The following is a 24,719-nucleotide window of genomic DNA, read 5'->3' as shown; positions in this document are numbered from 1 at the left end:
GACAGCTGGGAGTCGCAAAACCCTGTGCTCGTGGGGCTTATCGCGCAGTTCGCCGGAGTGACGTTACAAGAGGACCTCGAACCCATGCTGCGACACCTGCAATCCCGGGGGCGGGTGATCCTGGGCATCGACGTCCAGCCGCCCGATTATGCAAAAACAACCGATCGATCGCGAACAACTCCGGCGCACGCCGGCCCAGTTTAGCTGGCTGGACCACCGGCTGGTGCGGGGCAATTACCTGGGGCGGGCCAGTGCCCCCGCCTGGGGACTTTATCTGGTCCTGGTAACCGTGGGTGACGCCGACGGGCTGAGTTACTACGCCACGCGCACCCTGGCCCGGCTGCTCACGCTCAGCGAGGACGGCCTGGTCGAGGCGCGTCGGCAGTTAATCGAGGCCGGGGTGATCGCCTACGCCGCGCCACTTTACCAGGTGCTTTCCTTGGACCGGGGCAGGCCATCGCACACGCTGGCGGTAACGCCGTCGCCGAGCCGGGAGGTGGGGGCGTGATCAATTACGAACTGTATTGCCGGATAAAACAGGCGGAGGCTGCCGGTCACAGTGCGCCGCAAATCACCCGCTCGCTCCAGTTGCACGTGCAGACGGTGAGGCGCTGGCAGGCGCAGGAAAAGTACGCGCGCAGCCAGGCCGCGCAGGTGCCTAGGCCAAGCAAGCTCGACGTGCACAAGCCGGCGATCGCGCGGTGGCTGGAGGCCCATCCGTTCACCGCCATGCAGCTCTGGCAAAAGGTGCGCGAGCGGGGGTACACGGGCGGGTATTCAATTTTGAAAGACTACGTGCGGCGGGTGCGGCCGAGGAACCTGGAGGCGTTTCTTACCCTCAAGTTTGCCCCCGGCCAGACCGCGCAGGTGGACTGGGGCAGCTTTGGCTCGGTGGAGGTGGACGGCACCCGGCGGGCTTTAAGTTTTTTCGTCATGGTTTTGGGCTACAGCCGGTTCCTGCATGTGGAATTTACCCTCGGGCAGGGCCAGGAGTGGTGGCTGGGCTGTCACCGGCGCGCCTTTGAAAAACTCGGCGGGGTGCCGCGCGAGGTGATGGTCGATAACTGCAAGACGGCCGTCCTCTCGCATGTGCCCGGGACCGACCCGGTGTACAACGCCCAGTACCTGGACTTTGCCCGGCACTACGGGTTTACGATAAAAGCGTGCGGGCCGGGGCATCCGCAGTCCAAGGGCATGGTGGAAAACGCGGTGGGTTACGTGAAAAAAAGCTTCCTTGGCGGGAGGCAGATGAATGGGTTTACCGAGCTGGGGCCGGCCGCCAGCTTGTGGCTGGAAACGGTGGCCAACGTGCGCGTGCACGCTGAAACCCAGGGCCGGCCGGTGGACCGGCTGCCCGAGGAGCGCGCTGCGCTCCTGCCGCTTAACCCGGTGGCCAGTCCGGCGGTGCGCACCTTAAGCGTGCGGGCGTCGCGGCGGTGCCGGGTGAGTATCGAAACGAACCGCTACTCGGTGCCCACGAAGTTTGCCGGGGCGCTACTCACCGCGCAGATCGAGGGGGCGCAGGTGAGGTTTTATGCGGACCGCACCCTGGTGGCCGAGCATGCCCGCAGTTTTGCCCGCCGCGCCGATGTGGAAAACCCCGAGCATGTGCGCGAACTCGAGGAGCGCAAACGGCAGGGGGCGCGGCAGCGCCTGCGGCTACGGTTTTTGGAACTGAGCCCGGCGGCACCCGCCTACCAACGGGGGCTGGAGGAGCGCCGGCTCAACGCGGGACACCACCTGGCGACTATCGTGGGTTTGGTGGCCCTGTATGGAACGGAGGCAGTCGGCCGGGCGATCGAAAGCGCCCATGAACTCGGCGCCTACTCCAGCGATTACATCCTCAACTTGCTCGAACAACGCGCGCGGGCCTTGCCGCAAGCCGGGCCGATCCACCTCACCCGCGCCGACGCGTTGGCCGCACTGGAACTCGAACTGCGTCCCCCGGATTTAAGCCCCTATACCCAATGAAAACAGAACCCGAAAAACCCGATTTATTAAAAGACCAGCTCAAGTATCTGAAACTCGGTTACCTGTTGCGTCACCACGGCGAACTGACCGCCGAGGCGGCCAAGGCGCGCTGTTCGCACGCCGAATTTTTACGCCGACTGGTGCAGGCCGAGACCCAGGACCGCCAGATCCGGGCGCTGGAGCGGCGTATCCAGGCGGCGCGCTTCCCGGTCAAGAAAACCGTCGACCAGTTCCAGTGGGACTGGCCCAAGGAGTTGAACGAAGCGCAGGTGCGGCACCTCTTCGAACTGGGCTTTGTCAAGGAGCGCACCAACGCGGTGTTTTGCGGTGGTGTGGGGCTTGGGAAGACACATCTCGCGAGCGCGTTGGGCTACGCGGCCTGCCAGGCGGGTTACACGGTGCTGTTTACGACGGCGGTGGACGCGATCAACGCTTTGGTCACCGCCCAGTCCCTGCACCGGTTGCAAGCCGAGTTGAAGCGTTACATGACCCCTGCGGTGCTCGTGCTCGATGAGGTCGGCTACCTGCCGCTCGACAAGTCGGGGGCCGACCTGCTCTTCCAGATCGTCAGCCAACGCTACGAACGCGGCTCGCTGATCGTCACCACCAACAAGGCCTACAAACACTGGGCAGGGATCTTTAACAACGACGCTGGCATCACCGCGGCGATCCTGGACCGCCTGCTGCACCGCGCTCAGACCGTCGTCATCGAGGGCAAATCCTACCGCATGAAAGACCGCCTGGCCGACGAACCTGCAAGCTGACCGGGCCTGATGATCGGCCCCTGGCGGGGCCGGTCATCGGCTTTTACGACAGGTGATTTTGTAACCGCCAGAAATAGACGGTGTTCGCGCCGCCGCTCACACTTCGGTATTTGGGTGTGCGACCATGAAACTAACAACCATAACAGTGAAAGTCTGTTCGGCCGAATTTAACGATTCGCGGTCGAAGGGCCCGGTCACGGATGCAGGCCGCGAGGCCTCGCCGGAAAGCACGACCGTGTGCCCGAACCAGTCAGCCGCAACGAAGGTGAACCCCATCCAATGAGCTCCGTTACCGAAACAACCGACGAGTCCAGCCGCTACCTGAACGGTGAAGCCTGCAAGGATCGGAAAAGGCAGTCTCGCAAAGACGTAGGACCTAAATCGTTGATTTCCGATCAACACGTCGGCGGAGTCAGCGGGGGCGGCGGGGTGGGAAAGGTCGTTAGGTTAAGTGGTGAGACCTGCGGCGGTGGGGCGTCTTGCGATGCCTCAACCACCGGCACAAGCGCGGCAAAACCTCGTAAGGCCGGACGGGCCGTGGCAGGAGTCGGAGACCTCCATAGTAGTGATGATCTAGCGGACATTAAAACCGCCGGGGAGCGAAGGGAGGGCACTTGTTCCCACGCATCACAGAGCGGCAAAGGACCCGACGATGGCTGGGGTGATGAACTCTGGATAAAAACGTCACCGAAGGTTCGGAAGCTGCAACGTGTGCTATATCGGAAAGCAAAAGCGGAGCCGCATTGGCGGTTCTATAGTTTGTATGGAGAGCTGTATCGGCAGGACATTCTGTCGGATGCGCTCGATCAGGTGATCGCCAATGACGGCGTGCCGGGAGTGGACGGGTTCGAGGTGGAAACGCTCGCAAAGAACGAAGCCTATCGGGCGGCATGGCTGCTTGCGCTGGCGGAGGAAATGCGAACGAAAACCTACCGACCCAGTCCGGTGTGAGCGGCGGCGCGAACACCGTCTATTTCTGGCGGTTACAAAATCACCTGTCGTAAAAGCCGATGACCGGCCCCGCCAGGGGCCGATCATCAGGCCCGGTCAGCTTGCAGGTTCGTCGGCCAGGCGGTCTTTCATGCGGTAGGATTTGCCCTCGATGACGACGGTCTGGGCCCGGTGCAGTAGGCGGTCCAGGATCGCCGCGGTGATGCCAGCGTCGTTGTTAAAGATCCCTGCCCAGTGTTTGTAGGCCTTGTTGGTGGTGACGATCAGCGAGCCGCGTTCGTAGCGTTGGCTGACGATCTGGAAGAGCAGGTCGGCCCCCGACTTGTCGAGCGGCAGGTAGCCGACCTCATCGAGCACGAGCACCGCAGGGGTCATGTAACGCTTCAACTCGGCTTGCAACCGGTGCAGGGACTGGGCGGTGACCAAAGCGTTGATCGCGTCCACCGCCGTCGTAAACAGCACCGTGTAGCCCGCCTGGCACGCCGCGTAGCCCAACGCGCTCGCGAGATGTGTCTTCCCAAGCCCCACACCACCGCAAAACACCGCGTTGGTGCGCTCCTTGACAAAGCCCAGTTCGAAGAGGTGCCGCACCTGCGCTTCGTTCAACTCCTTGGGCCAGTCCCACTGGAACTGGTCGACGGTTTTCTTGACCGGGAAGCGCGCTGCCTGGATGCGCCGCTCCAGCGCCCGGATCTGGCGGTCCTGGGTCTCGGCCTGCACCAGTCGGCGTAAAAATTCGGCGTGCGAACAGCGCGCCTTGGCCGCCTCGGCCGTGAGTTCGCCGTGGTGGCGCAGCAGGTAACCGAGTTTCAGGTACTTGAGTTGATCTTTTAATAAATCGGTTTTTTCGGGTTCTGTTTTCATTGGGTATAGGGGCTTAAATCCGGGGGACGCAGTTCGAGTTCCAGTGCGGCCAACGCGTCGGCGCGGGTGAGGTGGATCGGCCCGGCTTGCGGCAAGGCCCGCGCGCGTTGTTCGAGCAAGTTGAGGATGTAATCGCTGGAGTAGGCGCCGAGTTCATGGGCGCTTTCGATCGCCCGGCCGACTGCCTCCGTTCCATACAGGGCCACCAAACCCACGATAGTCGCCAGGTGGTGTCCCGCGTTGAGCCGGCGCTCCTCCAGCCCCCGTTGGTAGGCGGGTGCCGCCGGGCTCAGTTCCAAAAACCGTAGCCGCAGGCGCTGCCGCGCCCCCTGCCGTTTGCGCTCCTCGAGTTCGCGCACATGCTCGGGGTTTTCCACATCGGCGCGGCGGGCAAAACTGCGGGCATGCTCGGCCACCAGGGTGCGGTCCGCATAAAACCTCACCTGCGCCCCCTCGATCTGCGCGGTGAGTAGCGCCCCGGCAAACTTCGTGGGCACCGAGTAGCGGTTCGTTTCGATACTCACCCGGCACCGCCGCGACGCCCGCACGCTTAAGGTGCGCACCGCCGGACTGGCCACCGGGTTAAGCGGCAGGAGCGCAGCGCGCTCCTCGGGCAGCCGGTCCACCGGCCGGCCCTGGGTTTCAGCGTGAACGCGCACGTTGGCCACCGTTTCCAGCCACAAGCTGGCGGCCGGCCCCAGCTCGGTAAACCCGTTCATCTGCCGCCCGCCAAGGAAGCTTTTTTTCACGTAACCCACCGCGTTTTCCACCATGCCCTTGGACTGCGGATGCCCCGGCCCGCACGCTTTTATCGTAAACCCGTAGTGCCGGGCAAAGTCCAGGTACTGGGCGTTGTACACCGGGTCGGTCCCGGGCACATGCGAGAGGACGGCCGTCTTGCAGTTGTCCACCATCACCTCGCGCGGCACCCCGCCGAGTTTTTCAAAGGCGCGCCGGTGACAGCCCAGCCACCACTCCTGGCCCTGCCCGAGGGTAAATTCCACATGCAGGAACCGGCTGTACCCCAAAACCATGACGAAAAAACTTAAAGCCCGCCGGGTGCCGTCCACCTCCACCGCGCCAAAACTGCCCCAGTCCACCTGCGCGGTCTGGCCGGGGGCAAACTTGAGGGTAAGAAACGCCTCCAGGTTCCTCGGCCGCACCCGCCGCACGTAGTCTTTCAAAATTGAATACCCGCCCGTGTACCCCCGCTCGCGCACCTTTTGCCAGAGCTGCATGGCGGTGAACGGATGGGCCTCCAGCCAGCGCGCGATCGCCGGCTTGTGCACGTCGAGCTTGCTTGGCCTAGGCACCTGCGCGGCCTGGCTGCGCACGTACTTTTCCTGCGCCTGCCAGCGCCTCACCGTCTGCACGTGCAACTGGAGCGAGCGGGCGATTTGCGGCGCACTGTGACCGGCCGCCTCCGCCTGTTTTATCCGGCAATACAGTTCGTAATCGATCACGCGCCCACCTCCCGGCTCGGCGGCGGCGTTGCCGCCAGCGTGTGCGTTGGCCTGCCCCGGTCCAAGGAGAGCACCTGGTAAAGTGGCGCGGCGTAGGCGATCACCCCGGCCTCGATTAACTGCCGGCGCGCCTCGACCAGGCCGTCCTCGCTGAGCGTGAGCAGCCGGGCCAGGGTGCGCGTGGCGTAGTAACTCAGCCCGTCGGCGTCGCCCACGGTGACCAGGACCAGATAGAGGCCCCAGGCGGGGGCACTGGCCCGCCCCAGGTAATTGCCCCGCACCAGCCGGTGGTCCAGCCAGCTAAACTGGGCCGGCGTGCGCCGGAGTTGTTCGCGATCGATCGGTTGTTTTTGCATAATCGGGCGGCTGGACGTCGATGCCCAGGATCACCCGCCCCCGGGATTGCAGGTGTCGCAGCATGGGTTCGAGGTCCTCTTGTAACGTCACTCCGGCGAACTGCGCGATAAGCCCCACGAGCACAGGGTTTTGCGACTCCCATCTGTCTTGTAACGGCACGCAGGGATTCGGTAACGCCACCTCGGCGACCGGCTCGGCTTTAGGCTGGTGCACAACGGATTGCGTAGTTGGGATGTCTTGTAACGCCACCCGCCGTCGCGGCCCCCTCCGCCTTGAGTACCCCGGATTGGCCTTCCGCCACTCCTGCACCCGTTGGACATTTTCTGGGCCTTTCCAGTGGTCGAGGTTCTCCGGCTTCGCCAACCATTTGGCCTGACTGGCCGCCCGGCTCGCCCGTCGGCATCCCGGCTTCCCGCAGTAGCGCTGACGCTCGCGGTTATGCGCGTCGGGCAGAAAGAAATCGACACAGTGCAAACACTTGCGTGAACCGGTTGGATGCATCGCTGTGCATCCGCCAAGCGTCCCGCCGGTTCAATCTCCACCCATTCGCACCCCTCATATCCCCAGCCGGACAGGGAAGAAAACCCACCCACGGAAGAAGAGTATTACTCTTTTTAAGGGGAAGAAGATCCACCGAAGAAGAAGTGCATTCCTAACCGCCAGAAATAGACGCTTTCCCGCTCGCCGCTCACACAGTCCGGTCCTGCGCGTCTATATATGGAAGGATCAGGCCAGGACCAAACGTCGTGCGCTGGGCATCCCCACGGTAAAAGACCGTGTGGTGCAAAGTGCGGCGGCGATCGTGTTGCAACCCATCTGGGAGGCGGACTTCCATGACCACTCCTACGCCTACCGGCCGAAACGCCGGACCCATCAGGCGATGGACAAAGTTAAAGAGGCCCTGCTGAGCGGAAAGGTGGAGGTGGTGGACGCGGATTTATCGAGCTACTTCGATATGATCCCGCACCGCGAACTCCTGCAATTGGTGGCCAAACGGGTGAGCGATGGGAGTGTGTTGCGTTTAATAAAAACGTGGCTGCGCGCACCCATCGTGGAAGAGGACCGGGACACGGGGTGCCGCAAGGTGAGCGCGAACCGGTGTGGCACGCCACAAGGCGGAGTTATATCGCCTCTGCTGGCGAACCTCTACCTCAACGACCTCGATCATGCGGTGAATGAGAAGTGCGAACAAAAGCCGACGATGGTGCGTTACGCCGACGACCTCCTGATCCTGTGCAAACCGGGTCAAGGGGCGGGGCTGCAAACGCGACTGAAACGGTGGCTGGAGGCACGTAAGTTAAAGCTCAACGAAGAGAAAACCCGACTGGTGGATACACGAAAGGAAGGCTTTGAGTTCCTCGGTTTTTCCGTCGCATGGCGGCAAGGCATGAAGAGCAAACGAAGGTATCCGCACGTGGAACCCAGTGCGAAAAGTCTGGCCAAGTTACGCGACAAAGTGCGGATGGAGCTAGATGTGCGAACGCGCAACCAACCGGCGGTGGCGGTGGTCCGCAAGGTCAACCAAATCACTCGCGGTTGGGCGACGGCGTTTCATTACGGCAACAGCACGCACGTGTTTAGTAACCAGCAGGCTTTTGTGCGCAACCGGTTGCGGCGGTGGCTGTGGCGAAAGTATAGCCGCACCCACGGACTCTTCGAGTTCTTCACCGACGACCGTTTGCATGGTCAATACAAACTATGGCACTGGCCGCTTACGGCGGCTTGGAAGCAATGAACTCCGCTGAAACCAAACCGAAAGAATGGGGACTCGGTAAGCCGTGTGCGGGAAAACCGCTTGCACGGTTTGACGAGGGGGAGGGTCGCGCTGACGGGTTACCGACGCGCGGCTCTCTCTACTCTACTAAACGGCCAAACTCCAGACCTTGAGCTCACGCTCAAGGCCACAAGGAGTGTGTTCGCGAATCATGTGGCCTTGAGCGTGAGCTCAAGGATTCGGCTGATCTGCGTTCGACTAGTCAGGGGCCAAACTCCAGGCGCAGGCTTCTAGCCTGCTCCTGGAGTTTGGCCCCAAAACGAGTTGAGATCCGCCCCCCCCCCCCAGCTAAGGTAGAATCGTACCGCAGGTAGCAACGGCATGGGTTTCGATGAGTTCGTTGACGTGAGGGTGGCTGTTGCGAAGTCTGCGAAACTCTCCGGAGTATCAGCTCAGATCGCCATACATGATGCGCAGCACCTGTATGGTTCTTGGCTCGAGTTAAACGGCCAAGCTCCAGACCTTGAGCTCACGCTCAAGGCCACAAGGAGTGTGTTCGCGAATCATGTGGTCTTGAGCCTAAATCCGGCAATAGAAACTAGCCAAAAATCACGCAGGTGATTGTTTGGCTGTCATATGCCGCCGTTTTTACCGCCGGAAAAAGCTCACCCCGAGGGTGAGTCAGAAAACCCTGATCACAAGGCAACGCCAAGCGATGCCGCCGAGGTGTTGATTGTGGATACACCCGGAGGACGTTTTCGTGCGCAGTTCGCCCCAGAGTTGCCGGTGAGCCCCTTGGGGGCACTGGTGTTTTTCACGCAGTACTTGTGTGCGACAGGAGGCTTCGAGGCACTGGTTGCGGACACGCCGCTTTGTTACAGCAGCAACCGCGCACACCGCCCTCGCGACGTGATTGGAACCCTGCTTTTGGGGATGCTCTCCGGGCACTATCGCTACGCGCACCTCGCGGCCCTGCGCGGCGACGACATTGCCCCGAGCCTGCTCGGACTTAAGTCGATTGTCAGCGAGGATTGTGTGCGCCGGGCGCTGGCTCGCATCGGTGCCGAGCAGGGGCAGGACTGGTTGCGGCGTCACCTCGACCAAACCTGTCATGGGTTTTTGGATAACCAGTGGATCCTCGACATCGATGTCACCATCAAGCCCATCTATGGACGTCAGGAAGGTGCCAGCATCGGCTATAACCCGCAAAAGCCCGGACGCCCCAGCCACGCCTACCACACCTACTGGATCGCCACCTTGCGCCTGTGTCTGGACGTGGAGGTGCACCCCGGCGATCAATCCGCCGCCGGACATGGTTTTGCGGGGCTGTGGGCGCTCATCGACCGACTGCCAGCCGAGCGCCGGCCCCATCTTTTGCGCGGTGACTGCGCCTATGGCCAGGAGGCGCTGCTCAGTGAAGCTGAAGCGCGTAAACTCAACTATTTGTTCAAACTGCGCCGCACCGCCAAGGCCCGCGAGCTGGTGGCCGCGCTTGAACGCACCACCACCACCGCTTGGACCGACGCCGGACAAGGCTGGCAGGGCTGCGAAAGCTGCCTGCGCCTGCAAGGCTGGAACCGGGCCCGACGTGTGGTGGTCTTGCGCCGTCGCCTCAACGACCAACGCCACCCCCGGGCCCGCCGCCGCCTCGTGCGCGAGCAAGCCGACCACGCTTTGCTGCTGAACATCCCCGACGCGGCCGCCTGCGAGCCGATCATCTACGAACATCAGATCCTCGTTACGAGCCTGCCCTACGAGATCCTTACCCTTGCCACCCTGTATCGGGAACGTGGGGGCGCGGAAAACCCCTTCGACGAGCTCAAGAACCAGTGGAGCTGGTCGGGGTTTACCTCCCAGGAGCTAAACTCCTGTCAGCACGCCGCGCGTTTGGCCGCACTGGTTTACAACTGGTGGACGCTCTATCACCGCCTGCTTCAACCCGGTCAGCACCACGAGGCGGTGAGTACACGTCCCCGTCTGCTCTGCGGAGCGACCCGGCAGAGCGAACACTCCGGTCAACGCCGCCTGGACGTGCGCTTGAGCCATGCCGAGGCACCTCGCCTGAGTGAACTCATCACAAAGCTGGCCAGATGGTTACATGGTATCCTTCATAATGCGGAGCAATGGAGTGTCGCCCAGCGCTGGGGGCAAATCGTAGCGAGGATTTTACAGGAAAACTTCCCTGTACTCGGCCCTGAACCGCCTTTGGCCACCGCCCCAAGCTGATCGCGCTTCCGTTCAGCCTGCCGCAGCACTCTCCACCCTCATCTATCCGACGGGCAACGCCCGCCGGCCGCACTTTCTATTGCCGGATTTAGGGTTACTACGCCACGCGCACCCTGGCCCGGCTGCTCACGCTCAGCGAGGACGGCCTGGTCGAGGCGCGTCGGCAGTTAATCGAGGCCGGGGTGATCGCCTACGCCGCGCCACTTTACCAGGTGCTTTCCTTGGACCGGGGCAGGCCATCGCACACGCTGGCGGTAACGCCGTCGCCGAGCCGGGAGGTGGGGGCGTGATCAATTACGAACTGTATTGCCGGATAAAACAGGCGGAGGCGGCCGGTCACAGTGCGCCGCAAATCGCCCGCTCGCTCCAGTTGCACGTGCAGACGGTGAGGCGCTGGCAGGCGCAGGAAAAGTACGTGCGCAGCCAGGCCGCGCAGGTGCCTAGGCCAAGCAAGCTCGACGTGCACAAGCCGGCGATCGCGCGGTGGCTGGAGGCCCATCCGTTCACCGCCATGCAGCTCTGGCAAAAGGTGCGCGAGCGGGGGTACACGGGCGGGTATTCAATTTTGAAAGACTACGTGCGGCGGGTGCGGCCGAGGAACCTGGAGGCGTTTCTTACCCTCAAGTTTGCCCCCGGCCAGACCGCGCAGGTGGACTGGGGCAGTTTTGGCGCGGTGGAGGTGGACGGCACCCGGCGGGCTTTAAGTTTTTTCGTCATGGTTTTGGGGTACAGCCGGTTCCTGCATGTGGAATTTACCCTCGGGCAGGGCCAGGAGTGGTGGCTGGGCTGTCACCGGCGCGCCTTTGAAAAACTCGGCGGGGTGCCGCGCGAGGTGATGGTGGACAACTGCAAGACGGCCGTCCTCTCGCATGTGCCCGGGACCGACCCGGTGTACAACGCCCAGTACCTGGACTTTGCCCGGCACTACGGGTTTACGATAAAAGCGTGCGGGCCGGGGCATCCGCAGTCCAAGGGCATGGTGGAAAACGCGGTGGGTTACGTGAAAAAAAGCTTCCTTGGCGGGAGGCAGATGAATGGGTTTACCGAGCTGGGGCCGGCCGCCAGCTTGTGGCTGGAAACGGTGGCCAACGTGCGCGTTCACGCTGAAACCCAGGGCCGGCCGGTGGACCGGCTGCCCGAGGAGCGCGCTGCGCTCCTGCCGCTTAACCCGGTGGCCAGTCCGGCGGTGCGCACCTTAAGCGTGCGGGCGTCGCGGCGGTGCCGGGTGAGTATCGAAACGAACCGCTACTCGGTGCCCACGAAGTTTGCCGGGGCGCTACTCACCGCGCAGATCGAGGGGGCGCAGGTGAGGTTTTATGCGGACCGCACCCTGGTGGCCGAGCACGCCCGCAGTTTTGCCCGCCGCGCCGATGTGGAAAACCCCGAGCACGTGCGCGAACTCGAAGAGCGCAAACGGCAGGGAGCGCGGCAGCGCCTGCGGCTACGGTTTTTGGAACTGAGCCCGGCGGCACCCGCCTACCAACGGGGGCTGGAGGAGCGCCGGCTCAACGCGGGACACCACCTGGCGACTATCGTGGGTTTGGTGGCCCTGTATGGAACGGAGGCAGTCGGCCGGGCGATCGAAAGCGCCCATGAACTCGGCGCCTACTCCAGCGATTACATCCTCAACTTGCTCGAACAACGCGCGCGGGCCTTGCCGCAAGCCGGGCCGATCCACCTCACCCGCGCCGACGCGGTGGCCGCGTTGGAACTCGAACTGTGTCCCCCGGATTTAAGCCCCTACACTCTATGAAAACAGAACCCGAAAAACCCGATTTATTAAAAGACCAGCTTAAGTATCTGAAACTCGGTTACCTGTTGCGTCACCACGGCGAACTGACCGCCGAGGCGGCCAAGGCGCGCTGTTCGCACGCCGAATTTTTACGCCGACTGGTGCAGGCCGAGACCCAGGACCGCCAGATCCGGGCGCTGGAGCGGCGCATCCAGGCAGCGCGCTTCCCGGTCAAGAAAACCGTCGACCAGTTCCAGTGGGACTGGCCCAAGGAGTTGAACGAAGCGCAGGTGCGGCACCTCTTCGAACTGGGCTTTGTCAAGGAGCGCACCAACGCGGTGTTTTGCGGTGGTGTGGGGCTTGGGAAGACACATCTCGCGAGCGCGTTGGGCTACGCGGCCTGCCAGGCGGGTTACACGGTGCTGTTTACGACGGCGGTGGACGCGATCAACGCCCTGGTCACCGCCCAGTCCCTGCACCGGTTGCAAGCCGAGTTGAAGCGTTACATGACCCCTGCGGTGCTCGTGCTCGATGAGGTCGGCTACCTGCCGCTCGACAAGTCGGGGGCCGACCTGCTCTTCCAGATCGTCAGCCAACGCTACGAACGCGGCTCGCTGATCGTCACCACCAACAAGGCCTACAAACACTGGGCAGGGATCTTTAACAACGACGCTGGCATCACCGCGGCGATCCTGGACCGCCTACTGCACCGGGCCCAGACCGTCGTCATCGAGGGCAAATCCTACCGCATGAAAGACCGCCTGGCCGACGAACCTGCAAGCTGACCGGGCCTGATGATCGGCCCCTGGCGGGGCCGGTCATCGGCTTTTACGACAGGTGATTTTGTAACCGCCAGAAATAGACGGTGTTCGCGCCGCCGCTCACAGGGCTTTTGCGGGTTATAGCCAATGCTGGCACCTTCCTGACGTCCATAGATGGGCTTGATGGTGACATCAATGTCGAGGATCCACTGGTTATCCAAAAACCCATGACAGGTTTGGTCGAGGTGACGCCGCAACCAGTCCTGCCCCTGCTCGGCACCGATGCGAGCCAGTGCCCGGCGCACACAATCCTCGCTGACAATCGACTTTAGTCCGAGCAGGCTCGGGGCAATGTCGTCGCCGCGCAGGGCCGCGAGGTGAGCGTAGCGATAGTGCCCGGAGAGCATTCCCAAAATCAGGGTTCCAATCACGTCGCGAGGGCGGTGTGCGCGGTTGCTGCTGTAACAAAGCGGCGTGTCCGCAATCAGTGCCTCGAAACCTCCTGTCGCACACAAGTACTGAGTGAAAAACACCAGTGCCCCCAAGGGGCTCACCGGCAACTCCGGGGCGAACTGCGCACGAAAACGCCCTCCGGGAGTATCCACAATCAACACCTCGGCGGTATCGCTTGGCGTTGCCTTGTGATCAGGGTTTTCTGACTCACCATCAGGGTGAGCTTTTTCCGGCGGTAAAAACGGCGGCATATGACCGCCAAACAATCACCTGCGTGATTTTTGGCTAGTTCCTACTGCCGGATTTAGGTTGAGCGTGATCTCAAGGATTCGGCTGATCTGCGTTCGACTAGTCAGGGGCCAAACTCCAGGCGCAGGCTTCTAGCCTGCTCTCACCCTAAGTAGACTGGAAGTCTGCGCTACTTTATGCGGCTACAGATTAATGTGTAATGATCTAGTGTTGTGCCGAGCCACGGCCCTGACTCATCGCGCTCGCCATGCTGCCGCGCATTATGATCCTTGGGTTTATGCCAGCGCCTATTTTAACCCTCACGCTCAACCCCGCCATCGACCGCACGGTGCGGATTATAGACTTTAAAATCGGTGCAGTTAATCGGGTGGAGCGGGCGAATGACCGCGCGGGCGGCAAGGGTATCAATGTCGCCGCTACGCTCGCCGCCCTCGGACATCCCGTCACGGCATCGGGTTTTTTGGGGCAGGATAACGCGGCGGTGTTCTCCTCGTTTTTTAATAGGCTCGGGATCGGGGATCACTGCCTGCGTCTACCGGGGGCGACGCGCGTGGGTATCAAGATTTTCGATCCGTTATCCGGAGCGACCACCGATATCAATTTCCCCGGACTCACCCCTACGGGTGCCGATCTGGATGCGTTGCGGGCGCAAGTCGATTGCCTTGGGGATTCAGGGAGTTGGTGCGTGCTGGCCGGGAGCCTGCCGCCTGGAGTCGCACCGGAGCTTTACGCCGAATTTATCATCCGGCTCAAGGCCCGCGGGATTCGTGCGGTGGTCGACACCAGTGGTGAGGCGTTGCGAGCCGCACTGCTGGCCGCCCCCGAAATCATCAAACCGAACCAGCACGAGTTGGAGGTGCTGGTCGGTTGTTCGCTGCCGACTGAGGCTGCGGTGATCGGGGTGGCGCGGGAGTTGGTGGCGGGCGGGGTGGGGCTGGTGGTGGTGTCGCGCGGGGCCGACGGGGCGTGTTTCGTGACAGCTGATCAAGTGGTGGTGGCGCGTCCGCCTGCGGTTAAGGTTGGCAGCACGGTTGGCGCGGGCGATGCGATGGTCGCCGGCGTGGTGGCGGCTCAATTGCGCGGCGCATCCCTCGCCGATACGGCTCGGTATGCAACCGCCTGTTCGCTTGCGGTGCTGACTGCCGTTACTGGCGCCAAGGAGTTCTTAGGGGCGGATCAGGTCGCCGCATTTGAACAGCTGATCGACGTGCGCTTTTCCTGAGCCTGCTTCGAACCTCGCAAGCGAGCTCGCCTCTCCGCGTCTTTGGCGTTCTTTTTCACTGCATGTCACACGCTCATCTACCCGAGCCTTACGCTGCGCTCGCGCTTCGGTTTGGGCGTGAAAAATTAGAGCAGCGCCTGCTCACCCAGGCGAGTCACTGGGCGAAATTGACGCATCAGGGCAGCGGCCTTTTTCGTTTGGAAAACAAGCTGCCCTTGGACGCGTTCGTGGCATTTGCCCTGGCTGCAACCGGCCTCTCGCGCCGCGCCCGTGTTAACCACCTCGCGCCTCGCCGAGTCGAGTGCACGTGGGAAATCCCCCGCTTGCCCACCGCTTTTGCCGGCTACCGCGTGCTTCAGCTGACCGATTTGCACTTGGATCTGGATGCGGAATTCACGGACGCGTTGATCGGCCTGCTCCAGGGCGTGGAGTGTGACGCCATCGTCATCACGGGCGATTTCCGCAACTCTACGCGTACGGACTTCATGCCCTCGGTGAACGAGGCGCGCCGCTTACTCGCGACGCTGCCTGCGGTCCCCCGTTTTGGCATTCTGGGTAACCACGATTTTGTCGAGCAGCTCCCGCACCTGGAGGACGCGGGACTGCCCATGCTGTTAAACGAAGCGGCCTTTGTTGAGCGCGAGGGGCAACGGCTCTGGTTCGCTGGGGTTGACGACCCGCATTTTTATAAAACCCACGACCTCGCTGCGGCCACGGCGGCGATTCCGGCTGACGCCTGCACGGTGCTCCTTGCCCATTCCCCAGAGATCGCCGACGAGCTGCGTGATGCCCGCTTCGGCCTCGTTTTGTGCGGCCACACGCATGGGGGCCAACTGTGCCTGCCGGGTGGGCGCTGGCTGCACGTACCGATTGAAAATCAGCCCTGTGAACGTATTCGCGGGGCGTGGAAGGTTGCCGGCACTCAAGGCTACACCTCCGTTGGTACGGGTTCGTGCGGCGTGCCTGCCCGGCTCAACTGCCACGGAGAATACACCCTGCACACACTCTGGCCTGCCGGAGCCGCGCAGCCTTCGTAGCCGGTTTTAACATCTATCTCGTCGGATGAGGCCAAGGCGATTTAGCCGCGAAAGAACGCAAAGATCGCAAAGAAATACAGGGTTTGTTCTTTGCGCTCCTTGCGTTCTTTTGCGGCAAAATTGCTGTGATTAAATCCGGCACGTTTTACGTTACGGCCTGCTAGTTTTTTCCTGCCACCGCTGCCACGCGTTGCAGGCAGGTCGCTAGTATCAGCGCGGTGAACACAAACGGAACCCAGAAGCCTCCGCGTTTCCCCGTCCAGTTATTGGCGTAACCCCACATCAGCCCCGCCATCAGCCCGGCGAGCACCGGATAGCCCATCGCTTCGTTGATGAACTCCGCGGCTTGAAACGCCCCGGGCACTTCGGTGAACCGGTGCACACCCCATTCGGACAGCTTCAGCAGCAAGACGCTGGCATGGTTAAACAAACGGACCATGTACCCAAAGCCGACCAGTCCGCCGAGTAAACTGAGGAAACCGGAGATGATGACCAGCGAGCCGAGCGGGATCAGGACCAGGTTGGCGAAAATCGCCACAGGGGTGAGTAGTTTAAAAATAACGACGCCGCTGATCAGGCTCACCAGACTGGTAGCCAAACCGATTCCGAGCACCCCGAGCAGCCAGCGCCAGCACCAGTCGATCCAGCGGTGCCACCAGCGCCACGTTACGCTTGGCAGACGGGTGAAGGGCGCGGTATTTTCGATCCAGTACTCGCCCAGCGGCAGTCCCAGCAGCAGCAGCGCCAGCACGATCCCGTAGCTCAGTTGAAAGCTCGCCGAGAACAGTTGTAGCGGGTGAATCACCAGCACGCACACCGCCGAGCCGATCAGCGCCGCCACGGGATTGCCCGGCCGCCGCAACACCTCCGCAGCTTGGATGAAAATCACCATTAAAAACGCCCGCACCGCCGATGGCGTGCCGCCGGTGATGTCCACATACAACCACAGCAGCACGCCTCCGATGCCGATGCGGGCCGCTACCGGCATCCGCGTCACCAGCAGGATGCCTTGGATGGCCGCCGCGATCACTGCGATGTGCAGCCCGCTCACGGAAAACAAGTGCATGGTACCGCTTGCGCGAAACACCCAGGTTTGCTCCGCGCTCAGCTCCTGTTGCTGGCCCAGCAGCATGGCGCGCAGAACGCCCACTTGCGCCGGGTAGGACTCGACGCCGCGGCTGAGGAAAGCATCGAACGAGCGCAGCGTGGTGTCACAAAACCGCGAATACGCTGTGGCCGGCGTAACCGCTCCGCTAGCGCGTGCGCGGGTGAGTTTGTAGTTAACCCCTTGGTTGGCCAGGTAGCCATCGAACGTGTCGTTGGCCGGCAGGCGCGGCAGGGTTTGCAGAACCCCGGTTACGCCCACGCGGCTGGAGCGCAACGGGGGCGTTTCGCCGGGGGATAACGCGATGGAGAAATACACGGTTTGCCCGACCAATTCGGTAAGATGGGCGTCTGTGGCGAGGAGGTGGGCTAGCCCGGTCACGCTTTTGGCGTGAGGGTGCGGAGGGAAAACCCGGTCGAGCTCCAGGGTGACGCGCACCTCGCGCACAGGCAGCGCGTCCCAGGCGGGGAGTCGAGCGCGGTTGAGCTCGTAAAGGGCGGCCCCGCTCAAGGTCATTGCGAGAACGAGCGCGGGCGCCCACAGCCACGGCACGTTCCGCGGGCGGGCGAGGGAGAGGGTGGCGCTCACCACGGCAGCGACGGCCAACGCGAGCGGGGGGACGGGCAGCCCGTGTTGTCGCCCCACGACCAAGCCGGCCATTAATGGCAAAAGAACCCATAGAAAAGGGGCGCGATTTCCCAAGCTGCGGCTCGTCATACGCTGACACGGACAGGCGTTCCGGCCCGTGCGTTCACGCAAACGCGTGCGGCATCGCCCAGTTGTTGCCTGATCAGCATCGCGAAAGCGCCCTAGCGCACGATTGCCAAGGGGCGGACGAGACCGCCTGCACCGGCACAAAGTGTCACCTATTGGGTTACACTTTTCCGCGGGCTTTTAGCGTTCAGCGCGGCGGGGCGGGGCGTTTTGTCGGCGTGATGATTAAACCGTTGCTCGATTTGACAGGCGCGAAACCCGTTTTAGCTTCTGCCCATCAATCCCCCCACGCGATGACTTACACCGAAGATCGTTCAGCTTGGTTTGAAGGGCAAGGGCTCTGGCAACACGTCCCCGCCTCCGACTGGCAGGACTGGTCTTGGCAACTCAAGAACCGGATCACTTCCCTTGAGGGGCTGGAGCGTTTCATGACGCTCACCCCCGACGAGCGCGCCGGCGTGCTCTTTGCCGGCCATAAGCTGGCGATGTCGATCACGCCTTACTTTTTCAACCTGATTGACCGCAACAACCCGAACTGCCCCATCCGATTGCAGATGATCCCTCGCTCCGGCGAGGGGCAGCTGCAGGCCGAGGAGATGCTCGATTCGCTGGGCGAGGATGAACATTCGCCAGTCCCGGGTTTGGTCCATCGCTATCCGGACCGCGTCCTGTTTTTGGTGACCGACCGGTGCGCGTCCTACTGCCGCTACTGCACCCGCAGCCGGCTCGTTTCCAACGCCCAGGACTACAATTTCCATCCCGAATACGAGCAGGGGCTGCGCTACATTGAGGCGCACCCCGAGATTCGCGACGTGCTGCTGTCGGGCGGAGACCCGCTGCTGCTCTCCGACCGCAAGCTCGACCACCTGTTGGGGCGGCTGCGTGCCATCAAACACGTGGAGTTTATCCGCATCGGCTCGCGCATTCCTGTGTTCTTGCCCCAGCGCATCACACCGGAGCTGTGCGAGGTGTTTAAGAAACACGGGCCGATCTGGATGAGTATCCATGTGAATCACCCCAAGGAGGCGACGGCTGAGGTGAAGGAGGCCTGTGAGCGGTTGGCGTTTGCCGGCGTGCCGTTGGGCAACCAAAGCGTGCTGCTCAAGGGCGTGAACGACGACGCCGAGGTCATGAAGGCGCTCGTGCACCGGCTGCTGCGGATGCGCGTACGACCTTATTACCTTTACCAGATGGATCTGATTACGGGTGGATCGCACTTCAAAGTCGATGTGCGCAAAGGCCTTGAGATCATCCAAGCGCTGCGTGGGCACACCACCGGTTATGCGGTGCCGCAATACGTGATCGATGCGCCCGGTGGCGGCGGCAAGGTGCCGATCAACCCGCACTACGTCGAAAAAATCACCGACACCGAGGTGGTTTTTAAAAATTACGAGGGCCGCACGTTCCGCTACCCACTCACGGCCACCCCCGTGGAGGCGGACGAAGACGCCCTACCGGCCAAACCGGTGCGACTCCATGAGGAGTTGCACGGCTGAGGGCGCAGTGGCGCTCAAGGTGCAAAAGTAGCGCAGACTTCCAGTCTGCTTAGCTCCACCAAACCACCCTGAGCAGACTGGAAGTCTGCGCTCTGGAGTTTGGCCCCTGACTAGTCGAACGCAGATCAGCCGAATCCTTGAGCTCACGCTCAAGGCCACACTCTTCGCGAACACACTCCTTGTGGCCTTGAGCGTGAGCTCAAGGTCTGGAGTTTGGCCGTTTAACTCGTGCCAAGAACCACACAGGTGCTGCGCATCATGTATGGCGATCTGAGCTGATCACTCCGGAGAGTTTCGCAGACTTCGCAACAGCCACCCGCACGTCAACGAACGCATCGAAACCCATGCCGTTGCTACATGCGGTACGCTTCTACCTTAGCTGGGGGGACGGATCTCAACTCGTTTTGGGGCCAAACTCCAGTGAGCAGACTGGAAGTCTGCGCTACTTCATCCGGCTACCGGTGAGAACGTTAAATGCTCTACCGGTGCAACTCGGGGAAAAACAGCGGAGCGCTCAGCGCCAGGCCGTCGGCCACACTGGTGAACTCTTCGCCGTCACGCAGTTTGCCTTCGCCAAAACGGGTCACGAATTCCGCTCGCAGGCTGCGAATGAGCGAGGTGCCGCCCGTGAGGAAAACTGTCTCGATGTCCGCCGGCGTGAGCTTTGCCTCGGCCAGGAAGGTGTCGAGGTAGCCGGTGATTTGCGCGGTGAGATCGGCGGAGTTTTTGTTGAACTCGGAGCGGGTCAGGCGCAGATCGATGGGGATGCGCGGGTGGTTAAATACGATCGGCGCGGTGACTTGGGTGGTCAGGGCGATCTTGGCGGCCTCGATGACTTGAAACAGGGCAAAGCCTTGGTTTTCGGTGATGAGGGCCTGGAAACGCTCGAAGGCGGGCGGGTCGTTGGACAGGCCGGTCAAGCGCCAGAGCAGGTCGAGTTTCTTGGCATTGCGCAGGAAGACGATCTGGTCCCATTGGCAAATCGTGCGGTAGAGCGAGTCGGGCACTTCGAGTTGTTTGCCCCAGCTGTCGTAGGTGGCACCGCGGCCGAAACGCGGGGTGACTTTGTGCCACATGGTGGCGGCGTCGTATTTGTTGCCGGCCACCGGCAGGCCGCCGGTGGCGAGAATGTCGCCCATGCGGTCGGTCAGGCCTTGGCGCGCCGGGTCGAGTTGCACCACGGTGAAGTCCGAGGTGCCGCCGCCGAAGTCGCCCACCAGCACGCGTTCGGGTTTGGTGATGCGCGACTCGTAGGCAAAGGCGGCGGCGATCGGTTCGTACTGAAAATGGATCTCGGTGAACCCCGCCAACTGGGCGGCCCGGCGCAGGCGTTCCTCGGCCATTTCGTCTTCGGCGGGTTCGACCGAAAACACGGCCGGACGGCCCAGCACCACCCGTTTCACGTCTTGGCCGGTGACGGCGTCGGCGCGTTTTTTGAGGTGCTGGAGGAAAATCGCGATCAAGTCCTCGATGGTGTAGCTCTGGTTGTCGATGAGCGTCTCGGTGAAGGATGCGAAGGGCAGGATGGTCTTGATCGCCTGGAAAAAGCGCCCGCGCATTTCGTCTTCGACGTAGCGCAATTTCGCGGCGTTGCCCAAGACCGGGCCATTGCGACCGCTCGATTTGGGGAAGTACAAAAAGGTAGCGTCCACTCCGGCTATCCGCGGATCGCGGACAAGGGTGCGCGTGGTGGCATTCCAAATCGTGACCGCTGAGTTGCTGGTGCCAAAATCGATGCCGTAAATAAAAGTGTCCATGCTTGAGGCAGAGCTATGGAGCGCGCCGCTGGGAGCTACGAGCTATAAGGAGCGCGCTGCGGTAAGGAGCTGAGAGCCGCGAGCTTGGAGCTATGAGCAGGGAGCGCGGTCGAAGCAGAATCGTGACGGCTCGAAAAGTAGCGCAGACTTCCAGTCTGCTCCTTGTTGCCTAGCCTGGATTGAGTCAAAGCAGACTGGAAGTTTGCGCTACTTCCTGCGGCTAAACCCCAGAAACTCGAATTCGTGGAATTCTATTTATTATTAATGCCTGGGTTTTTGATTCAAAGGTGGGTGGGCTCGGGAATTCAGCCGGGTTTGCGCCACGGGTTCGTTTTTCCATCTCGCGCCAACCTACTTTAGTCCCTGGTTGTCACCCCGTGGAGGTGTGGAAAAGCGGGCTGCTTATCCCTGTGATTTGGAGGTGAAAACCTCCTCTCGAAATCACGGTTTTCGGGCTACGTTGCGGCCCTTACCCCCGTCCGATTTTTGGACCCGTTCCGAGGCGTTTTATTTCTTAAAAACGGCTCGTTCTTAGCGATTGGAGGCCTGCGCACCCCTCAGGCCGCTCCTTCCTCCGCGTTGCCCTCTTTACCCCTTCGAGGCCGTGACGAAAAAACTCCGTTTTCTTGCGATTCTGGCCATCGGTTTGTGCATGGACAATACCTCCGGGGGATCGCTCGCCGCCAAGTCGGCGCTGCCCCCCCGCTACGAGGTGACGACTCCACTTGAGGCCCGTTTACTCGCCGGGCCGCAGTGCATTGCTGTGCTCGGAACCGGCAGTATGCGGCCCTACATTCCCGCAAGTCCCGACCCGCGCCAGATCGTGGCTTATGCCACCACCGAAAAAACGCCTTACGCCGATCTGCAAAAGGGGGAGTTGGTGGTTTATCGCTGGCAGGGCGAATTCATCGTGCACCAAATCGTCGCCCGCCAGGGCGATAATTGGATCTCCTCGGGTTTGGGCAACCGCCGCTACGATGCGGTACACGTGACACGCGAAACCTACGATCGCCGCGTGGTCCGGGTCTACGTGATTAAGCCGAGTGGGCTGGATCGCCGGCTTGCCGAAAAGTAGCGCAGACATCCAGTCTGCCTCATGGCTTTGGCTGGGCAGATGCGGAGCAGACTGGGAAGTCCGCGCTACTTGGCCCACAAGCCGCGCTTGCGCCGCCGCCCGCGGCCCAACACAAACTCCCTATGTCTCCGCCTGTGCTCATCCTCGCCTCCGCTTCCCCTCGCCGCCGTCAGTTGCTGGCCGAGTTGGGTTTGGCATTCGATACCATGACTGCTCCGGTGGTCGAAAACGAGGATCCCGCCACCGATCCGCGCGTGATGGTCGCCTACAATGCCTCCATCAAAGCCGAGTGGGTCGCCTCCCGTAACCCCATCGCCTGGGTGCTCGGCGCCGATACCACCGTGTACCTGGAGGGCCACGCACTCAACAAACCCCGCGACGCGGCCGAGGCCCGCGCCATGCTCCGCCGTCTCAGCGGGCGCACTCACACTGTGTTCACCGGCATCGCCTTGCGGAATATTTTGCACAACGTCCGCATTGACGAGGGCGTCGCCAGCGAGGTCACTTTCCACACCCTCGACGAGGCCCAAATTGAGGCCTATCTCGCCCGCGTCCACACCCTCGACAAGGCCGGCGGCTACGCCATCCAGGAACACAGCGAATTGATCGTCGCCGGCTACACCGGCTCGTTGAGCAACATCATCGGCCTGCCCGTTGAGGAAACCAAACGCCTTTTGACGCGTTGCGGTTTGCTCCCTGCCTGAGTTCTTTGGCGCCCCGTCCATGCTCAAACCGTCCGCCCAACCCGAAGCACCCGCGCCCGCGTCGCCTCCCCGGCGTCAGCGTGCGCGGGCCGGCGGGCGCTGGTGGCGTTGGTCGACGCACGCCGACACCCGCGCCGTGCAAATCGGCGTCGTCGCAACGCTTCTCGTTCACGGCCTGATCCTGCTGTTCGCTCCGCAGATTGAACAACTCATCAGTCCCGACAGCGCCGAGGTGGTCGCCGAGGATTGGGCATCCAAGGAGTTTCAGATCGAATTGGCCCCCGTGGTCGTCCCCGTGCCCGCGCCACCGGAGCCGCCGCGCGTGCAGTTGCCGCAGTTCGTCGAGGCCAACCCCAACTCGCCCGACAACGCCCCCGACAAAACCGATCTCGTCGCCGCGCAAAACCAACAGGTTGCCCAACTCCTGCCCACGCCCAAGGGCCAGAGCGACGCGCCCGCCTCCAAGGGCGACCCGTCCACCGATTCCACCGTGCTCGTCGAAGGCCATCACTCTGAGTCGCGTCCGGCCAACGTCCAACCGCCGACGCCCCCCCCGCCCAAGTCGCAGCCCTCGCCCGCTGCTACGACCCTGCAGCCCGCCGAGCTTGCGCCGTCAGCCGCAGTCGAGACGGCCGCGCAAGAGGCCGCCCGCCGCGCGCAGTCGCCCTTGCCCGGATCCGAAAAGTTCCAGGGCGACAGCCCGTCGGGCTACGGCACGCAGGTCGCCTCCGCCGCCCCTGCAGCCTCCGCCACCGTGACCGAGCGCGTCGAGGGCACCGTCGACGCCAAAACCGACACCGGCGCTCGCACGGGTCTTTATTACAAGGTGGACGCCAAACGCCCGCAGGCCCGCCCCACGCTCGCCCCCAGTATCGCCCGCGGCCGCGCCTCCCCGCTGGCCAATCGCGCGCTGGGCACCGAGAACATCGGTGCGGTCGCCTACAACGCCAAGTGGTCGAACTATGGCGAATACATACAGAAACTCATCGAGACGGTGCAAAGCCAGTGGGACCGCATTCTTGACCAGAGCCGCGTCTCGCCGCCCTCGGGCACCAAGGTCACGGTGGTGTTTCGACTCGACGCCAAGGGCGCGGTCCCCGAGATCGTCAAAGTCTCCGGTGGTGGCGGACGCAGTGCGCAGGATGCCTGCGTGAGCGCCATCGTCGCCCGCGCACCTTATGGCGCCTGGCCCGCCGATATGATTGGCGTCCTCGGCGAATCCCAAGAGATTACCTTCAGCTTTTTCTATAAATAAACACCACACATGAGCGCCTTACCTGCCAAATTTTGGGATCAACTGCCACTGGGCACCGGCGTGACATTGCTGCACCTCGACGCCAACGGCCTAGCCGCCCTCAGCAAGCCCGAGGGCGTGCTCTCGCATCCCAACATGGAAAGCGAAGTCCCGCGCGCCTTGCTCACCGTGCCCTACGACATCAAGGACGAGAGCTTTAACTGGACGCCCGCCGACGTCCCCGGTGCCGCCTCCCGCCGCCTGTATTTGTTAAACCGCCTCGATTCGGCCACCTCCGGGGTGATCCTGGTCACGGCCAACCAGAAACTCGCCACCTACATGCGCGAGCTCTTCCTCAAAAAAGACATCCGCAAGCTCTACCAAGCCGTGGTTTTTGGAAAACCCTCCGAGGCTTCACAGCTCTGGCGCGATCGCCTCTCGGTGCAGAAAAAACGCGCCAAGATCCGCGTCGGCATGGGCAACCACTCCGATGCCGCCGCCAAGGCCTCCGAGTCGCGCATGACGGTTATCCGCCAAAAGCGCGACGTGGTGCCACCCTTGGCGCTGATCCAACTGGAGCCGCTCACCGGCCGCAGCCACCAGTTGCGCGTGCAATGTGCCGGGCGCAACCTGCCCATCGTCGGCGACCTGACTTATGGCGATTTCCCCGCCAACAAAGCCTTCGCCAAAGCCACCAACCACAAGCGCCTCTTTTTGCACTCCTACGAGACGAGTTTCGACTACGAGTGGCAGGGCAAGAAATTCCACTTCGCCGCCACGGCACCGCTGCCCGCCGAGTTCGCCCAACTGCTCTGAACCGCGCCGAATCACGAACCGAAAACCACGAACCATTTTTAACCGCTAATGGAC

Annotated in this window: 21 protein-coding genes; 15 read left to right on the top strand and 6 right to left on the bottom strand. The window is 62.3% G+C overall.

All coding sequences use genetic code 11. From position 1 onward, the window contains the following. Positions 1 to 148 precede the first annotated feature (148 nt). From H2170_08720 to H2170_08705, 4 genes are all read left to right on the top strand, one after another. The gene (locus H2170_08720; GenBank protein MCS6300166.1) at positions 149 to 508 is read left to right on the top strand and encodes a hypothetical protein; all 360 of its coding nucleotides are present in this window, start codon (positions 149 to 151) and stop codon (positions 506 to 508) included. Continuing rightward, positions 505 to 1,971 (top strand): IS21 family transposase, encoded by a 1,467-nt coding sequence (locus tag H2170_08715; GenBank protein ID MCS6300165.1) that lies wholly within the window; start codon positions 505 to 507, stop codon positions 1,969 to 1,971. Before H2170_08720 ends, H2170_08715 begins: the two co-directional genes overlap by 4 nt. Further along, on the top strand, positions 1,968 to 2,735 hold the full coding sequence (locus H2170_08710; GenBank protein ID MCS6300164.1) for an ATP-binding protein: 768 nt from the start codon (positions 1,968 to 1,970) through the stop codon (positions 2,733 to 2,735). The genes H2170_08715 and H2170_08710 overlap by 4 nt, the downstream gene beginning before the upstream one ends. 759 nt (positions 2,736 to 3,494) lie before the next feature. Then, positions 3,495 to 3,686 (top strand): hypothetical protein, encoded by a 192-nt coding sequence (locus tag H2170_08705; protein MCS6300163.1) that lies wholly within the window; start codon positions 3,495 to 3,497, stop codon positions 3,684 to 3,686. Between the two features lie 96 nt (positions 3,687 to 3,782). On the opposite strand, the gene H2170_08700 is transcribed toward H2170_08705, so the two are convergent. The 3 genes from H2170_08700 to H2170_08690 are packed head-to-tail and all read right to left on the bottom strand — an operon-like array spanning position 3,783 to position 6,369. After that, positions 3,783 to 4,550: an ATP-binding protein gene (locus H2170_08700; GenBank protein ID MCS6300162.1), complete on the bottom strand. Its 768-nt coding sequence runs from the start codon at positions 4,548 to 4,550 to the stop codon at positions 3,783 to 3,785. Next, positions 4,547 to 6,013 carry an IS21 family transposase gene (locus H2170_08695; protein MCS6300161.1) on the bottom strand — a complete coding sequence of 489 codons (1,467 nt, stop codon included), beginning with the start codon at positions 6,011 to 6,013 and terminating at the stop codon, positions 4,547 to 4,549. Before H2170_08695 ends, H2170_08700 begins: the two co-directional genes overlap by 4 nt. Continuing rightward, positions 6,010 to 6,369 (bottom strand): hypothetical protein, encoded by a 360-nt coding sequence (locus tag H2170_08690; GenBank protein ID MCS6300160.1) that lies wholly within the window; start codon positions 6,367 to 6,369, stop codon positions 6,010 to 6,012. The genes H2170_08695 and H2170_08690 overlap by 4 nt, the downstream gene beginning before the upstream one ends. A 506-nt stretch (positions 6,370 to 6,875) precedes the next feature. On the opposite strand from H2170_08690, the gene ltrA reads away from it, so the two are divergent. The 4 genes from ltrA (at position 6,876) to H2170_08670 (ending at position 12,827) form a co-directional block, all read left to right on the top strand. After that, a complete protein-coding gene (gene ltrA, locus H2170_08685) occupies positions 6,876 to 8,105 on the top strand; it encodes a group II intron reverse transcriptase/maturase (GenBank protein ID MCS6300159.1) in 1,230 nt (409 codons plus the stop codon). Between the two features lie 615 nt (positions 8,106 to 8,720). After that, positions 8,721 to 10,310, top strand: a complete 1,590-nt coding sequence (locus tag H2170_08680; GenBank protein ID MCS6300158.1) for a transposase — start codon at positions 8,721 to 8,723, stop codon at positions 10,308 to 10,310. Between the two features lie 286 nt (positions 10,311 to 10,596). Then, on the top strand, positions 10,597 to 12,063 hold the full coding sequence (locus H2170_08675) for an IS21 family transposase (protein ID MCS6300157.1): 1,467 nt from the start codon (positions 10,597 to 10,599) through the stop codon (positions 12,061 to 12,063). After that, the gene (locus H2170_08670; protein MCS6300156.1) at positions 12,060 to 12,827 is read left to right on the top strand and encodes an ATP-binding protein; all 768 of its coding nucleotides are present in this window, start codon (positions 12,060 to 12,062) and stop codon (positions 12,825 to 12,827) included. Before H2170_08675 ends, H2170_08670 begins: the two co-directional genes overlap by 4 nt. Here the strand turns inward: H2170_08670 and H2170_08665 are convergent. Next, positions 12,785 to 13,507 (bottom strand): hypothetical protein, encoded by a 723-nt coding sequence (locus H2170_08665; GenBank protein ID MCS6300155.1) that lies wholly within the window; start codon positions 13,505 to 13,507, stop codon positions 12,785 to 12,787. The two genes, H2170_08670 and H2170_08665, sit on opposite strands and share 43 nt — an antisense overlap. 245 nt (positions 13,508 to 13,752) lie before the next feature. On the opposite strand from H2170_08665, the gene pfkB reads away from it, so the two are divergent. Together pfkB and H2170_08655 are read left to right on the top strand one after the other, a co-directional pair. Further along, positions 13,753 to 14,727 carry a 1-phosphofructokinase gene (gene pfkB, locus H2170_08660; GenBank protein MCS6300154.1) on the top strand — a complete coding sequence of 325 codons (975 nt, stop codon included), beginning with the start codon at positions 13,753 to 13,755 and terminating at the stop codon, positions 14,725 to 14,727. Between the two features lie 62 nt (positions 14,728 to 14,789). After that, positions 14,790 to 15,764, top strand: a complete 975-nt coding sequence (locus tag H2170_08655) for a metallophosphoesterase family protein (protein ID MCS6300153.1) — start codon at positions 14,790 to 14,792, stop codon at positions 15,762 to 15,764. A 160-nt stretch (positions 15,765 to 15,924) separates the two neighbouring features. Here the strand turns inward: H2170_08655 and H2170_08650 are convergent, their stop codons facing one another. Further along, positions 15,925 to 17,529 carry a ComEC/Rec2 family competence protein gene (locus H2170_08650; GenBank protein MCS6300152.1) on the bottom strand — a complete coding sequence of 535 codons (1,605 nt, stop codon included), beginning with the start codon at positions 17,527 to 17,529 and terminating at the stop codon, positions 15,925 to 15,927. Between the two features lie 347 nt (positions 17,530 to 17,876). Between H2170_08650 and H2170_08645 the strand changes: the two genes are divergently transcribed. After that, the gene (locus tag H2170_08645; protein MCS6300151.1) at positions 17,877 to 19,079 is read left to right on the top strand and encodes a KamA family radical SAM protein; all 1,203 of its coding nucleotides are present in this window, start codon (positions 17,877 to 17,879) and stop codon (positions 19,077 to 19,079) included. Between the two features lie 479 nt (positions 19,080 to 19,558). Here the strand turns inward: H2170_08645 and H2170_08640 are convergent, their stop codons facing one another. Beyond that, complete coding sequence (locus H2170_08640) at positions 19,559 to 20,836, bottom strand: Hsp70 family protein (protein MCS6300150.1); 1,278 nt, start codon at positions 20,834 to 20,836, stop codon at positions 19,559 to 19,561. Between the two features lie 604 nt (positions 20,837 to 21,440). On the opposite strand from H2170_08640, the gene H2170_08635 reads away from it, so the two are divergent. From H2170_08635 to H2170_08620, 4 genes are all read left to right on the top strand, one after another. Further along, entirely contained in the window at positions 21,441 to 21,911 is a 471-nt protein-coding gene (locus H2170_08635; GenBank protein ID MCS6300149.1) for a hypothetical protein, read from the top strand. A 122-nt stretch (positions 21,912 to 22,033) separates the two neighbouring features. Beyond that, positions 22,034 to 22,615, top strand: a complete 582-nt coding sequence (maf, locus tag H2170_08630) for a septum formation protein Maf (protein ID MCS6300148.1) — start codon at positions 22,034 to 22,036, stop codon at positions 22,613 to 22,615. Between the two features lie 19 nt (positions 22,616 to 22,634). Beyond that, a complete protein-coding gene (locus H2170_08625) occupies positions 22,635 to 23,870 on the top strand; it encodes a hypothetical protein (GenBank protein MCS6300147.1) in 1,236 nt (411 codons plus the stop codon). A gap of 9 nt (positions 23,871 to 23,879) precedes the next feature. Beyond that, positions 23,880 to 24,665, top strand: a complete 786-nt coding sequence (locus H2170_08620) for an RNA pseudouridine synthase (GenBank protein ID MCS6300146.1) — start codon at positions 23,880 to 23,882, stop codon at positions 24,663 to 24,665. The last annotated feature ends 54 nt before the right edge of the window (positions 24,666 to 24,719 follow it).

The organism is Opitutus sp., from assembly GCA_024998815.1.
Lineage (GTDB): Bacteria > Verrucomicrobiota > Verrucomicrobiia > Opitutales > Opitutaceae > Rariglobus.
The sequence above is the reverse complement of the archived record's forward strand: the minus strand, read 5'-3'. Positions and strand labels throughout refer to the sequence as shown.

Excerpts from the sequence above, each read along its gene's own strand:
- H2170_08720 (MCS6300166.1), top strand. The coding sequence starts at position 149 with ATGCAAAAACAACCGATCGATCGCGAACAACTCCGGCGCACGCCGGCC.
- H2170_08620 (MCS6300146.1), top strand. The coding sequence starts at position 23,880 with ATGAGCGCCTTACCTGCCAAATTTTGGGATCAACTGCCACTGGGCACC.
- H2170_08710 (MCS6300164.1), top strand. The coding sequence starts at position 1,968 with ATGAAAACAGAACCCGAAAAACCCGATTTATTAAAAGACCAGCTCAAG.
- pfkB (MCS6300154.1), top strand. The coding sequence starts at position 13,753 with ATGCTGCCGCGCATTATGATCCTTGGGTTTATGCCAGCGCCTATTTTA.
- H2170_08680 (MCS6300158.1), top strand. The coding sequence starts at position 8,721 with ATGCCGCCGTTTTTACCGCCGGAAAAAGCTCACCCCGAGGGTGAGTCA.
- H2170_08655 (MCS6300153.1), top strand. The coding sequence starts at position 14,790 with ATGTCACACGCTCATCTACCCGAGCCTTACGCTGCGCTCGCGCTTCGG.
- H2170_08645 (MCS6300151.1), top strand. The coding sequence starts at position 17,877 with ATGACTTACACCGAAGATCGTTCAGCTTGGTTTGAAGGGCAAGGGCTC.
- H2170_08690 (MCS6300160.1), bottom strand. The coding sequence starts at position 6,369 with ATGCAAAAACAACCGATCGATCGCGAACAACTCCGGCGCACGCCGGCC.
- H2170_08625 (MCS6300147.1), top strand. The coding sequence starts at position 22,635 with ATGCTCAAACCGTCCGCCCAACCCGAAGCACCCGCGCCCGCGTCGCCT.
- H2170_08700 (MCS6300162.1), bottom strand. The coding sequence starts at position 4,550 with ATGAAAACAGAACCCGAAAAAACCGATTTATTAAAAGATCAACTCAAG.
- maf (MCS6300148.1), top strand. The coding sequence starts at position 22,034 with ATGTCTCCGCCTGTGCTCATCCTCGCCTCCGCTTCCCCTCGCCGCCGT.
- H2170_08650 (MCS6300152.1), bottom strand. The coding sequence starts at position 17,529 with ATGGCCGGCTTGGTCGTGGGGCGACAACACGGGCTGCCCGTCCCCCCG.
- H2170_08670 (MCS6300156.1), top strand. The coding sequence starts at position 12,060 with ATGAAAACAGAACCCGAAAAACCCGATTTATTAAAAGACCAGCTTAAG.
- H2170_08665 (MCS6300155.1), bottom strand. The coding sequence starts at position 13,507 with ATGCCGCCGTTTTTACCGCCGGAAAAAGCTCACCCTGATGGTGAGTCA.
- H2170_08640 (MCS6300150.1), bottom strand. The coding sequence starts at position 20,836 with ATGGACACTTTTATTTACGGCATCGATTTTGGCACCAGCAACTCAGCG.